Origin of the sequence: Haladaptatus sp. CMAA 1909, assembly GCF_043952005.1 — an archaeon.
Lineage (GTDB): Archaea > Halobacteriota > Halobacteria > Halobacteriales > Haladaptataceae > Haladaptatus.
On record NZ_JBIOAV010000004.1, the window covers coordinates 109,606 to 123,053 of the forward strand.

Consider the following 13,448-nt stretch of genomic DNA (forward strand, 5'->3'; position numbering starts at 1 on the left):
CCGTATCTTTCGAATGGTTTTAACTATCGGACCACTCTCTTTCGAACCAGGCTGATCGATTGACACGTGTGTCTGTTCAAAACCAGATCGAAAAATGGTTTCACACGCTCGAATTCGGGTCGACTGCTCCCATAGATTATGGGTAGGCAATTGGTCGGGTGTCCAGTGGTGGTTTGAACAGCTAGTGCATTACTATCGCCATCAAGAACCACATCGATCACTCGACGACGAACACCCGTCGAAGACGGGCTAAACTAAACCCAGTCGGCATTGATTATCCAAAAAACTGGGACGATGTTGGAACGGACTCTTTCTACGGGCCCGCTTAGTATATTTTAGGTTAGGATCCGAAACTGATCGAGATACTACCCATTTCCTCCGTTTAGAATCTCGGTTGAGCGCATCGTAACGTGAATGGGTTCCCTGATGTTTATGATGACATATGCTGTGTTATGGAGCATGAGCACACAAAAAACGGTCGGGTCGGTCAAACGGAGTCTAGATATAATCGAGGCGGTAACCGAACTCAAAGGGGCACGGATTAGCGAATTAAGTGATTATTTGGATATGACGGAAAGCTCTATCCACAGTCATCTCACCACGCTTAAGAACGAGGGATACGTCGTCAAACGAGGTAACAACTACGATATCGGGATGCGATACATCCAGCTCGGTAGATATGCGAAGCATCAGAACCCTATTTGTAGAAAGGCAAAACAGAAACTGCGAGAAATCGCTTCGGAAACCGGGGAAGTGGCATCAATAATGGTCGAACAGAACGGGTTCGGCTACTACGTCTTCGGGCGCAAGAACTACAACACGAATCAACCCTGTACCGAAGGGAGAATCACGAAACTTCATTATTGTGCACCGGGGAAGGCGATACTCGCGCATTATCCGCCGGAACGAGTCGAGAAGATAATCTCTGAACATGGGTTAGTTTCGCGAACTAACAGAACCATCACGGAGGAGGGCAAACTGTTCGAGGAACTCGCGAAAATCCGAGAGTGTGGAGTTGCTTTCAACCGAGGAGAGTGCATCGAAGGACTCAGAGGGGTCGGCGTTCCTATCATTGGGGAGGCCGGGGAGGTTGTCGCTGCCATCGGAGTATACGGGCCATCCCACCGCGTGACCGGTGAGTTCCTCGAGACCGAACTTCCTGACCTCCTGGAAGCCCACGCGAACGATATCCATCTCGATTTAGTTTACGGGGGAGAGTGAACGACCGTAGACCCTATCGATCTTGATCCGTCGGCGATTACCGTACGTAGTGCATTGCGTCCCCAGTCTACTACCACTTTACTGACGGTTCTTTGATAAGAACTCTCCGGGTTACAACACCTGTTCTCACTGACTTCCGTAAAGTGGTTGTAGCGCTCATCTATTCAGGACTCGTTCTTCGTTCGAATTCGAACTCGTCGAAGGGTCTCCAGTGAATACGTCGATTTTCTTCTTGAATTCGGAACGCCGCTTCGGCCTGCTCGCTCCCCATTTATGGATCTAATTTTCGGACTAGCCGGCGACGACAGTACATTTATTGCGACTGGTCTTATAGTAACTCTCCTATGCTAGATAGTAACGACATGACGTTACACACCTTCCTCTGGCGAGCTGAGAACGTGTTCACCAACCGAGAGATCGTTTCTCGGACACACAACGGTATTCACCGCTACACGTATGGCGAATACGGAAATCGGGTCCGGAAACTTGCGAGTGTCCTCGACCGACAAGGATATGGCAACGAGGACCGAATCGCGTCGTTTGCTTGGAACAACCATTGGCATCACGAGTTGTACTATGGCGTTCCCTGTCAGGGCGCACAACTACATATGATTAACATCCTCCTGCCGGATTCCCACATTCGGCATATAGTATCGGATGCCGAGGACAAACTACTTTTCGTCGATCCGACGGTCCTCGAGACGCTGGAGGGGGCATACGACGAGGAGTCGTTTGCAAGCGTAGAGCAGTTCATCGTCATGGGCGAGACGGTTCCCGAGACGGACCTCGCTCCTATCACCGACTACGAATCGTTCATCGCTGACGGCGATCCGGACTATGAGTTTCCTGACGTCAACGAGGACCAGGCGGCCGGAATGTGTTATACCTCCGGAACGACCGGGAAGCCCAAAGGCGTTGAGTACAGCCACAAAATGTACTGGGGACACACGTTGTCGTTACTGGCGGGTGAGATCGGCTTCACCTCCCACGACGTCGAATTGACGACCGTTCCGATGTTCCACGTCTCTGGATGGGGCCGACCGTTTGCGACACTCGCAGCTGGGTCAAAACAGGTACTTCCGGGGCCGAACCCTGAAACGGAGGACCTCGCTGCGCTCATTGAAGAGGAGTCAGTTACCAAGAGTGCGGCAGTCCCGACGGTCTGGAGAGGCCTACTCCAGTACGCCGAGGAGACCAATCTAGACCTCTCCTCTGTCGAATACTTATTCTCAGGTGGCTCGGCCACACCGAAGGAACTCATTGACGGGTACCAGAAGAAACTCGGAATCGAGGTTGTGGGAGGGTACGGAATGACCGAAACAACTCCAGTCACTCATACCGCGGAGTTACTTCCCGACAAAACCGATCTCGAAGGTGAGGAGCGGACCGAAATCCGCGCTCACGCAGGTCTCCCGGCTCCAGGAGTACAGATAAAAGTCGTCGATAATGAGACTGGCGAAGAAGTCCCATGGGATGGAGAGTCGCTCGGGGAAGTCTGGATGAAGGGCCCCTGGGTCGCCACGGAGTATTTCAACGCACCCGAGAAGACCAAGAAGACGATCACCGATGATGGCTGGCTCAGAACGGGTGACGTGGCACGCGTAACGAAGGATGGATACACCGATGTCGTCGATCGGCTGGACGACCTCGTGAAGAGTGGTGGAGAGTGGATCTCGAGCGTGGAGATCGAAAACCGGCTCATGGGGCATGAACTGATCGAGGAAGCCGCAGTTGTGCCGGTCGAACATCCGAATTGGGACGAGCGTCCGGTGGCGTTTGTCGTCACTGCCGATAGCGTCGAGGATCGTACCGAACTGCGCGCAAGGCTCCGCGAGCACATTGCGGAGGAGTTCCTGTCCTGGTGGGTTCCGGACGAGATCGAATTCATCGATGAAGTCCCGAAGGGTTCGACGGGCAAGTTCTCGAAGCTCGAACTGAAGGAACAGTACGTCGACGACGATCTCCGGACCCGAGTCCGCGAGAATGCTCCCGGTGGCGGAGCTTAAACCATCTGAGTAGATGCGAGCTCTCACTATTTGAACATAGCTTCGCCCGTCTTCACCACTGCTCGGCTTGGTACGTCCTGAAAGAACGTTACCTTTATTATGTATGTATGTGAGTTCACAGTGTGACAAACGTACTCAGGCGGATGGCTGAACAGTTGAGCGTCGGTGTAGAAAAGTACATGCCTCACTCGTTCGTTTTTGCTATAGTTCTAACAGTCGTTGCATATATCGCAGCGGTACTGATGACCCCTACTGGTCCATTTGGTGTTGTGAGAGAATGGTACAGCGAATTCTGGGGTTTCCTCGAATTCGCAATGCAACTCACGGTTATCATTGTTACAGGATACGGGATTGCTACTGCTCCTGTGGTAAGAAATGGCATAAATAAGCTCGTTCGAATTCCAAACACGCCACTGCAATCGTATCTTTCCGTCGCTATTTTTGGGTTTGCAATTGCGCTCGTCCATTGGGGGCTTGGATTAGTCTCCGTGGCACTGTATGCGATCTTCCTATGCAAGGAACGAGATGACGTTGATTTCGGCTTTACAGTTGCAATAGCGTATTCCGCGGGCGTGATCGGTGCTGGCGATTCAATATCACAGACTGCACCACTACTGGTGAGTACATCGGGTCACTTCATGGAGGATATGATCGGAGTGATCCCGCTTAGCGAGACGATTTTTAGTCCGTTCCACGTAGCGATGATCTGGGGCGCCTTTTTTTGTCTCCTACTGATCGTTTACTTCACCTATCCGACCCAAGAAAACACGGAACCAATTCCTGACGGAAAAGTGGACGATCTAGTTCCGGAATACGGGAGCCATCTGGACATTTCATCACCTGCTATGCGTTTCAACAACTCCAAAGTATTTAACAGCAGTATTGTGATGCTCGGAGGGGCGATGTCGATATGGCAAATACAATCCGAAGGCCTGTTCGGAATGTTAGGGCTCAACAGCCTGAATCTGATATTTCTCACGGTAGGTATCGCTCTCCATGGAAATGTAGTCAGTTATGCCGATGCGATAACGGACGGCGCAACGCGTTGTGGACAAGTGATTCTCCAATTTCCGTTCTACGGCGGGATTCAAGGAATTCTGATCGGAACTGGACTTGCAGGCATTCTCATCAGTTCTATCACGTCAGTATCGTCGGCGGAAACCTACCCTTTTTTCGTTTGGTTAATGTCGGGTATTATTAATGTATTCGTGCCCTCGGGCGGCGGCCAATACATCGTCACCGCTGAAATCATACACCCCGTTGCAGCGAATCTCGGTGTGCCACATTCCGCGATCGTGACGGCTTACACTGTTGGTGACGTGTGGACGAACTTGCTCAATCCATTCTGGGCACTGCCTGTTCTCGGGATCGCCGGGCTAAACGTGCGAGACATATGGGGATACGTCATTATGGCAATGATCGGTTACGGATTGGTTGTCGGCAGCCTCACGCTGCTCTTCCCACTGCTTGGACTCATATAACATTCGGATTTTCAATTTCTGACGATTCTTATCGGTCTCTGACGTTCTCGGAGTAGGATTGGGGCGGGGTTGCTTACGAAACAGCGCTAGAAAGCGCGTTGCACTGATTGGCCTGCCTACCTAGAAAGATCCGTAATGGGAGTCCCCCTCGATTGATCGGAGCACTGGTCGTCCAATTCCCCTTCTCCACCAGGGTTATCTCCTATCTACAATCTACTAATATGATCCCACGTTTCGCTCCGATCGTATCGTTTTGTGAGTTTGATTTGAACGTGCAACCGGATACCGAGCGGGTCGTCAACGGGGTCCTACTCCAGATTGAGGTCGTCCTCCATCGAGTTGCCAGGTCTCGGAACGCCTTTGACTGTCACCGTCTCGCCGGTCACGAACGACGCGGCAGGGGTGACGAGAAACCGTACCACGTCTGCGACGTCCTCCCCGTAGCCGATACGACGATCAACTTGCTCGCGGGGCGGCATGTCCTCGCTCTCGATACCGAGCGTTTCAGCGACGCCGGGAGTCTGAATGAGCCCAGGCGCGACGCAGTTGACCCGAATCCCCGCGTTCGCCCACTCGACGGCGACCGTCTCCGTCAGATGAATAATAGCTGCTTTCGCCGCGCCGTAGTGGCTCTCTCCTGGCGCGGCGTGCTGGCCATTGATACTGGCGAGGTTGACGATACGGCCGCCATCGGTTCTGCGCATCACTTCCCCGGCGACCTGCATACAGTGAACCGTCCCGTTCAGGTTTAGGTCCATGATGGCGTTCCAGCCGTTTGACGAGATATCCTCGAAGGACGCAACGAACTCGCCGCCGGCGTTATTGACGAGGATGTCGCACCCCCCGAACTCCTCAACTGTGGTCTCGACAAACGCCTCGACATCGTCACGCTCGCGGACGTTGCATTCGACGGCGAGGGCGTCCCCACCCTTCGCCTTGTTAATCGCGTCGGCAACGGGATCGATTCGTTCGCTAGCGCGCGAGCAGATGGCGACATTTGCACCGCCCGCTGCGAGCGTCTCCGCGATGGATCGGCCGATTCCCTGACTCGCGCCGGTAACGATAGCGGTATCGCCCGCTACGCTGAAGTCCGAATCATGCATCGTGGAGTACGACAAATGCACGGGGCATCACTCTATCGATCCTCGGTCGCCCGTACTCAGTTTGTTGGTTCTCCATCTCACTCCTTGCAATGTCCCGAGCGAAAACGGTCTTACAGAGGGGTCGTATTCTTCTCCGAGTATTCCGTAGCGAAAGCGGGTATTTTAGGGTTGGTGCGTTCGGCAGCGCGAACTATCACAACACAAAATCTCGTAAACGCATCATGGCCGTCTACCCTCTCCCGGATGATTGAGAGTTCGAAGCGCTTAGAGTTCCCATCGACCACTTCCGCAATTCATGGGTGGGCAGTCGGTCGAGTGTTCAGCGATGATTTTGAACAACACTAGTTCGATCACTCGAATTCGCATCGATCGTTCGACGACCGCACCCGTTGAGGAAGAGCTAAACGAGGCCGTACCGGCACTGATTTCTGACAATCCCTGTGATGATATCGGAAAGGCCCTTTCTACGGAACCTTCCGAGTATATTTTGAGACATCAGTTCAGAACTGATCGAATCGCTACAGCATTTCTCCCATATATGACCGGAACGGTATCATGCGTCTCTCAGTCACTCTCCTTCCCGTCGAACGACGGTTCTCGCTTCTCGAGGAACGCGTTCATGCCTTCCTCTTTGTCACTTGTATCGTACAGCTTCCCCGCCAGCGACGCCTCTAGCGCTAGCCCGACGTCCAGATTCGGACGAGTGGCGTTCACGGCGCGCTTCCCAAACCACTGCGCGAGAGGTGGGCCGGCAGCGAGTTCCGCGGCGACCTCGTCGACTTTGCCCTTGAACTTTTGGTCGGGAATCGTATCGTTGATGAGTCCGATATCTTCAGCCTCCGCCGCTGGGATGTAACGTCCCGTCAGAATCAACTCCTTCGCTTTCAGGAATCCGACGAGATGCGTGAGACGCTGGGTGCCCCCCGCGTTCGGAATAATGCCCAATCCGATTTCGGGAAAGCCGAACCTCGCGGATTCGGTCGCGAGTATCATGTCACACATCATGGCGATCTCGGTGCCACCACCCAGCGCGTCTCCGTTTACCGCTGCTAGGACCGGCTTCGTCGACTCCTCGATTGCTCGTTCCAGATCTCGGGTCGCTGTTCGAAACTCCCGCTGAAACCAGATTCCGGACTGGCCCTGAAACTGCTTGATATCTCCGCCGCCGATGAACGCCTGTTCCCCATCTCCGGTCAATACGATCACGCGAACTGAATCGTCTCCGTCGAGTGCCTCGAAGACATCGACTAGTTCGCGAATCGTCCCTAAATCGACCGCATTTCTCACCGCAGTACGGCTGACGAAGATCGTTGCAAGTGAACCTTCGCGCTCGACGTATATGTTAGTGTAGTTTGAATTGTCCATGGTTGTTGGGTTAATAATCGTTTGTCAATTTGGGTTTCGTGTATCAGCTGTTGGTAATTATCGTGATGCAGTCCATTGTTTATCGTTGTGGACCGATTATTCCTCCGACCTCGCGTTTTCGACGTCCGTATACCGGTCGCGAAGGTCTTTCTTCGAGAACGTGCCGGCCGTCGTCTTCGCGTCCTCGTCGACAAATTCGATGTCTTGGGCCACACCTGCGATACTCCTCGGGCAGCAGGTCGTAGACTTTGACGTTGCTGCCACGGTTGACGATAGCAGTCACTCAGCTTTCGAGGAGCGTGACCTCGTCGTGGACCGGGTCCTCCGGACGCGCAACCTCGTTAGTGAGCATCGTAGCACACTTCGGGCAGTAGAACTTTCGGAACACCATTTCCTGATCGACGTAACGCGACGGGTCCTCGTAGTGGGGACCGGCCTCCTCGACGCTGACCTGTTCGATAGCTAGGTTCCGTTTGACGTTCTCCGTGTTGGCACCAAGCTCTGCGGAACAGAATCCGCAGGTGACGACACCGTCTTCGACGGTGAACTGATCGCCGATCTTCATCGTCATTGCACCTCCTCGGGGATACCAAGTTCGTCCGCGGTTTGTGCCCGTTCGAGACGGTCGTCTCGAATCTCCTGTCTCTTAGCCTCAGTACCGGGCTCGTCCACCGCATCGTCATCTGTGAGGACGACTCCGTAGGTCTCGCGAGCATGGGCTTTGCTGATCGTTCCGTTGGCAACGTCCTCCGCGACTCGATCCGGTTCGCGGAGGATCGGATCACCGAGACCGGCGCACGACCCCCACCACCACTCGGTGACGGAGTCGTCGTCGAGGCTTATCGCCGGCCCTTTCCCGACGGTCAGTTCCCTTTCACCGGCGAGTTCGTCGAACTCGCTCGCGATCTTCCCTGCTTCGAACTGTTCGTTCACGTCGGAGTCGTGAACCACTCGCGTCTCACCGCGACTGCTGGGGAGACCACCGAAGATACCCGGCCCTTTCGGGACGCCTTCGGTCGTGTAGACGCCGAGGTCCATCGATCCCTGGTGGAGTGTGAACGCGAGGCGACCGCCGTTACCGCCGCGGCGTTTACCGGCTCCCGCCGTGTCTCGATGCTCCGACCGATACAGGTACAGAATCGGCCATTCGCGCTCGTAATACTCGACATTGGGACCTACTCCCTCTGGAATCCAGAACTGGCCCGCGGCGAAGGCCCCGTCCTGATTCAGTCTCGCGCCGGTCGAAGAAACGAGCCCGTCGAGCATCGGCGCGACGTAGTAGTCGCCGCGCTGATTCTCACCCTCGCCGATGACGAGATGCCACTGCGGCTGCGTCGTCGAGACCGCCTGTTCGCGTAGCGCTTCGTCCTCGGCACTCAGCAGCATCTTCGAGATGACGGCGTTCGCCAGGCCGACCCCGAGTTCGTTCGCGTAGATTCCCGCGGGGCTGACGGCCGCGCCGAACTCGGGACAGGAGATGGTTCCCGGCACCGGCTCGAAGTTCAGCGATTTCATCATCCCGCCCGTCGCTCCCATCTGCTCGGGCTGCATGAGGAGGTTCGCAACGGCGATGATGGATCCGCGCCATCCGGGGAACGGCTGGTTGATGGAGCCGACCTGATCGTGCGTTCCCTCGTTCGTGAAGGTGAGCTGATCACCTTCTTTCCGCACGGTGAGTTCCACCGGATACACACCATTATCACCGGTGATCGCCCGTTCCTGATAGACGCGTTCCGACCACTCACCGTCGGGGATCGCCGAGAGGATGTCGTCTTTGAACGCCTGCTCACCGCTGTCGATAATCTTCCGCATCGTCCCCTTGACGGCGCTGGCTCCGTACTTCTCGATGAGCGTCCCGATCCGCTCTCGGGCGGTGTTGATCCCGGCGATACCCGCCCTGAGGTCCATCGATAGCTGTCTCGGAGTCCGTGACTGACGGCGATAGATCGCTTCCGTCTCCGTAACGATATCCCCGCCGTCGACGATCTTCGTCGGCGGAAACATCGGAGGATCCCAGTAAGTGTCGACCGCGTTGGGGCAGAAGCTCCCGGCGACGGTACCGCCGACGTCGTTCTGGTGCATGAGGTTACTCACCCAGCAGAACAGCTCTCCGTCGTTGAACACCGGCGCCATCAGTGCAACGTCGGGCTGATGAGGCGAACCCACCCAGCAGTCGTTACTGAGGAAGACGTCCCCTTCGTCAATGCCGGGTTCAGCGCCACGGTTTTCCAGAATCCAGTTGGCGATGAGATCCATCGTTCCCGCGAAGTACTGCAAGTACGGCCCGAAGAAGACGAACTCCGCGTTCTCCGTCAGGATACCCGTTTGGAAGTCCCGAGTCTCCAGCGTGATGGGGGAGACGGCGAGATTTTCGATGGTGCTGCCGTGCTCCTCGTTCGCGTTCCACAACGAGTGTCTGATAACCTCGTGCGTTATCGGGTCGATATCCTCGTCGTACTCCTCGTCAAGCGTTACCTCGTCCGGAACCGTGACGTTGGACGGGACGTACGGCAGATCCGTTCCGTTCCAGTCCTCGAACTGTCTTGATGCCATTGTTATAGTGTGATTTCGAAGTCGTTGTATTTGCTGACCGTTACTTTCTGCCCCTCGTGAGCGACGATCGATGTGTTATCCAAGTCGATAATCACCGGGCCACTCATAGTGTTTCCGGGGCGGAGCCTCGTGCCATCGTAGACGGTAACTTCTCTCTCGGGCTGTTTCTCGGATAGGAACACTGACCGCGGGGAGAGCTCAGCGTCCGTATCAGGAGCAGCCGACTCCGAATCGAAGGACTGTCGATCGAATTTGGCGACCCGTCCGATCGGTTCTAGCGAGAGGCTGACGATCTCTGGACGGGCTTCGGGAAGCCGCGCTGCCGCCGAGTAACGCTGTTCGTACTGGTTCTCGAACCGATCGATAATCGTCTCGACGGTGTCCTCGTTGATGCGGCCGGAGGGGATCGCCACGTTGAGTTCGTGGACCTGATCCTCGTAGCGCATCTTGGCCATGCGATCGAATTCGGCGACCTCCTCGTCGATACCGCTCTCTGCAAGGAGTTCACGGCTTCGTGATTCCATCCCGTCGAACACTGCCTGTATCCCCTCCGGGTCGAACGGTGCCAACATAACGACTTCTTCCTCCAGCGCGTACCGAATGTCCGACTGGGAGATACCGTACGCCGACCAGACCGGTGAGATGTCCCCGGGAACGAGTACGGATTCGACGCCGAGTTCTCCCGAGTACGACGCGGCGTGGATCGGCCCTGCGCCACCGTAGGAGATGAGACTGAAATCACGGGGATCGTATCCCTGTCCGATGATCTTGTTTTCCATGAGGTTTGCCATCTTCGTATTTACGACGTCGTAAATCCCGCGAGCGGTCTGATTGACGCTGAGGCCTAGTTTGTCGGCGAGTCTCTCCATCGCCTCGTGAGCGTGTTCCTTGCTGGGAGTGATGTGTTCGCCAATCCGAGCGTCAGGGTCTATGTATCCCAAGAGCAGATCGGCATCGGTAACTGTGGGGTGTTCTCCACCGCGACGGTAACATGCGGGGCCGGGGTTCGCGCCAGCGCTCTCCGGACCGACCCGGAGGCTATTGCTGTACTCGTCCACGTGAGCGATGCTCCCGCCGCCGGCACCGATCGACTCGATATCGAGTTTCGAAATGTTGTACGGATAGCTCTCGATGACGGTCTGGTTCTGTACGAGCGGATCACCGTCTTGGATCAGGCCAACTTCGAAACTCGTCCCTCCCATGTCAGTCGCGATTACATTCTCGGATTCGATTTCCTCGACCAGACGGGCACTGGCGCGTATACCGCCGACCGGCCCGGAGCCGATGAGCATGATCGGCGAGTCGGAAGCCTGATGGCCAGGTACCGTCCCACCGTTACACTGCATCAGGAGAAACGGGTCATCGAACTGGAACCGTTCGTCGAGTTTCTCTTCGAGGTCACCAAGGTAGTCTGCCGTCCCCGGACCGACCATCGAGTTGATACAGGTCGCGACGGTTCGTTCGTATTCGCCTAGCGTCGAAGACACTTCATGCGAACAGGAAACGTAGACATCCGGTGCCTCCTCTTGGATTATCTCTCCTAGTCTCTGTTCGTGCTCGGCGTTACGGAACGCCCAGAGAAACGAGACTGCGATTGCTTCGACGCCCTCATCAACGAGAGACCTGACGGCTTCCCGTGCGGCTTCCTCGTCTAACTCGACGACTTGCTGGCCGTGCGCGTCGACCCGTTCCGGGATGCCCCAGACGAGAGACTGCGGAACGATCGGATCCGGTTTCTCCAACTGCGTGACACGGAACACATTCTCCGGGGGCTCGTTCGTCACTTTCCCGTTCCCGCGCATGATCTTGATCTCGTCTTCGTGTCCCTGCGTCGTTATCAGACCGGTTTTCGCTCCTGCGCCCTCGACGATCATATTCGTCGAGACGGTCGTCCCGTGAGACACGCGGATGGTTTGGTCGAATAACTCATCTAACTCCAGATCGATCTTTGTTGCCGCCGTCTCCAAGCTATTGAAGAATCCGCTGACGACATCGTCGGTTGACGGCGCTTTCGCTGTCGTTACTCTCCCCTCTTCGTCGATGAGTACGGAATCGGTGAACGTCCCGCCGACGTCCACTGAGCACACTATGTCTAAATCAACGTTGCTATTGCCTCTCATACGATCCGAGTTAACAAGGCAACCAATCAACAATAAACGTTTCTTCTCCTGCGTCGATAGTCGCCATATTCTATCCTTGGGATGCTGAATCGCGACCCGGCGTGGTAACAATTCTCTAACGGAGAATATCCGGGATCTCGTATCGAATCCAGCGATTTTCGCCTTCTGGAAATGGGAATTACATTCTTAGTTCTGTAAAGACTAGTGTAAACAATCATACAATCCCCGGCAATATGATTCTCTAATGGAGAATGGATGCCACGTCGATGACGCCCGAATTCGACTCCACTCCGCTGTACTCACAGGATATCCCCGTGACCAAGCGATAGACGGATCGGACCGGCAGATCAGTCTACCGGATCGACGTAAACAGGCCTGATACCACAAATGTTAAACTTCAGTGAGGGTATGCGATAGACGTGACAGAAATAACGCCGGTGATCGTCACTGCTAAGCGTACCGCTCAAGGGAAGGAAGGAGGTGCTCTCGCGGGAACCCGCAGCGAGGATCTATCGATTCCCCTGGTGAACGCAATGCTGGAGGACACGGGGCTCGACGGCGACCGGATCGACGACCTCGTATGGGGGTGTGCTCAGCAACGCGACGAACAACAAACGAACATCGCTCGTCAGATTGCACTGTTCTCGGATCTCGGCGAGGCGGTTCCGGCGACGACGATTGACCGCCAGTGTGCATCTTCGGCACAGGCGATCATCACTGCCGCTGACTCGATCGCTGCCGGCCGTCAGACAGCCGTTTTCGCCGGTGGCGTTGAGAGCATGAGTCGGGTGAAGATGAGCGGTGCCGTCAGCGATGATCTGCACCCCGAACTCGATGAGGTGTACGGGATGGAGAATCTGCAGATGGGCATGACCGCGGAGAAGGTCGCCGAGGAGTTCGACGTCTCCCGCGAAGCGCAGGACGAATATGCGGCTCGCAGCCAACAACGCGCGGTCCGAGCGACCGAAGAGGGATGGTTCGACGACGAAATCGTTCCCCTCGAGACTGGCGATGGCGTCCACGACAGGGACGAAGGCCTCCGCCCGAGTACGACAGTGGAGAAACTAGCCGAGCTCCCGTCGGTATTCACGGACGACGGGTCTGTGACGCCCGGAAACGCATCACAGATCGCCGACGGGGCGGCCGGTCTCCTCCTGACCAGCCACGCGTTCGCTGATGAATACGGACTTGACGTTCTCGCGGAGGTCGGCACTAGCTATGTCGCGGGCGTCGATCCCACAATCATGGGCGTCGGGCCCGTCCCAGCGACGGAGGGATTGCTCGAACGCGCCGACCGCGACATCGACGATTACGGGCTCTTCGAGATCAACGAAGCGTTCGCCAGTCAGACGTTGTACTCGCAGCGAGAACTCGGTATCCCGGACGATCGGCTTAACGTCAACGGCGGCGCGATCGCGATCGGTCACCCACTCGGTGCCTCTGGCGCGCGTCTCCCGGTGACGCTGGTCCACGAAATGAACCGGCGCGGCGTCCGACGCGGAATCGCGACTGAATGCGTCGGCTTCGGACAGGGCGCCGCCATCGAGTTCTCCCTCTAAAGCGTCATTGGGAGTCTCGTCGCCGCGGAATCAGTATCGT

9 protein-coding genes are annotated in these 13,448 nt (G+C 55.9%); 4 read left to right on the top strand and 5 right to left on the bottom strand.

Annotation, left to right across the window (positions count from 1 at the left end; translation table 11 throughout):
* Positions 1 to 459 precede the first annotated feature (459 nt).
* The 3 genes from ACGYLY_RS25195 to ACGYLY_RS25205 all read left to right on the top strand — a co-directional run bounded on the left by ACGYLY_RS25195 (position 460) and on the right by ACGYLY_RS25205 (position 4,708).
* Positions 460 to 1,221, top strand: coding sequence for an IclR family transcriptional regulator (locus ACGYLY_RS25195; protein ID WP_395285514.1), 762 nt, complete (start codon positions 460 to 462; stop codon positions 1,219 to 1,221).
* 344 nt (positions 1,222 to 1,565) lie between these two features.
* On the top strand, positions 1,566 to 3,227 hold the full coding sequence (locus ACGYLY_RS25200) for a long-chain-fatty-acid--CoA ligase (protein ID WP_395285515.1): 1,662 nt from the start codon (positions 1,566 to 1,568) through the stop codon (positions 3,225 to 3,227).
* A gap of 122 nt (positions 3,228 to 3,349) precedes the next feature.
* Positions 3,350 to 4,708: a short-chain fatty acid transporter gene (locus ACGYLY_RS25205; RefSeq protein ID WP_395285516.1), complete on the top strand. Its 1,359-nt coding sequence runs from the start codon at positions 3,350 to 3,352 to the stop codon at positions 4,706 to 4,708.
* A gap of 308 nt (positions 4,709 to 5,016) precedes the next feature.
* On the opposite strand, the gene ACGYLY_RS25210 is transcribed toward ACGYLY_RS25205, so the two are convergent.
* The 5 genes from ACGYLY_RS25210 to ACGYLY_RS25230 all read right to left on the bottom strand — a co-directional run bounded on the left by ACGYLY_RS25210 (position 5,017) and on the right by ACGYLY_RS25230 (position 11,816).
* Positions 5,017 to 5,811 (bottom strand): SDR family NAD(P)-dependent oxidoreductase, encoded by a 795-nt coding sequence (locus ACGYLY_RS25210; protein WP_395285517.1) that lies wholly within the window; start codon positions 5,809 to 5,811, stop codon positions 5,017 to 5,019.
* Between the two features lie 564 nt (positions 5,812 to 6,375).
* Positions 6,376 to 7,176 carry an enoyl-CoA hydratase/isomerase family protein gene (locus ACGYLY_RS25215; RefSeq protein WP_395285518.1) on the bottom strand — a complete coding sequence of 267 codons (801 nt, stop codon included), beginning with the start codon at positions 7,174 to 7,176 and terminating at the stop codon, positions 6,376 to 6,378.
* A gap of 283 nt (positions 7,177 to 7,459) precedes the next feature.
* Positions 7,460 to 7,741 (bottom strand): acetone carboxylase subunit gamma, encoded by a 282-nt coding sequence (locus ACGYLY_RS25220; protein ID WP_395291294.1) that lies wholly within the window; start codon positions 7,739 to 7,741, stop codon positions 7,460 to 7,462.
* A 2-nt stretch (positions 7,742 to 7,743) separates the two neighbouring features.
* Positions 7,744 to 9,729, bottom strand: coding sequence for a hydantoinase B/oxoprolinase family protein (locus tag ACGYLY_RS25225; protein WP_395285520.1), 1,986 nt, complete (start codon positions 9,727 to 9,729; stop codon positions 7,744 to 7,746).
* Between the two features lie 2 nt (positions 9,730 to 9,731).
* On the bottom strand, positions 9,732 to 11,816 hold the full coding sequence (locus ACGYLY_RS25230; RefSeq protein ID WP_395285521.1) for a hydantoinase/oxoprolinase family protein: 2,085 nt from the start codon (positions 11,814 to 11,816) through the stop codon (positions 9,732 to 9,734).
* Positions 11,817 to 12,268: 452 nt separating this feature from the next.
* Here ACGYLY_RS25230 and ACGYLY_RS25235 point away from each other — a divergent pair, with 452 nt between their 5' ends.
* The gene (locus tag ACGYLY_RS25235) at positions 12,269 to 13,408 is read left to right on the top strand and encodes a thiolase family protein (RefSeq protein WP_395285522.1); all 1,140 of its coding nucleotides are present in this window, start codon (positions 12,269 to 12,271) and stop codon (positions 13,406 to 13,408) included.
* Positions 13,409 to 13,448: the final 40 nt, after the last annotated feature.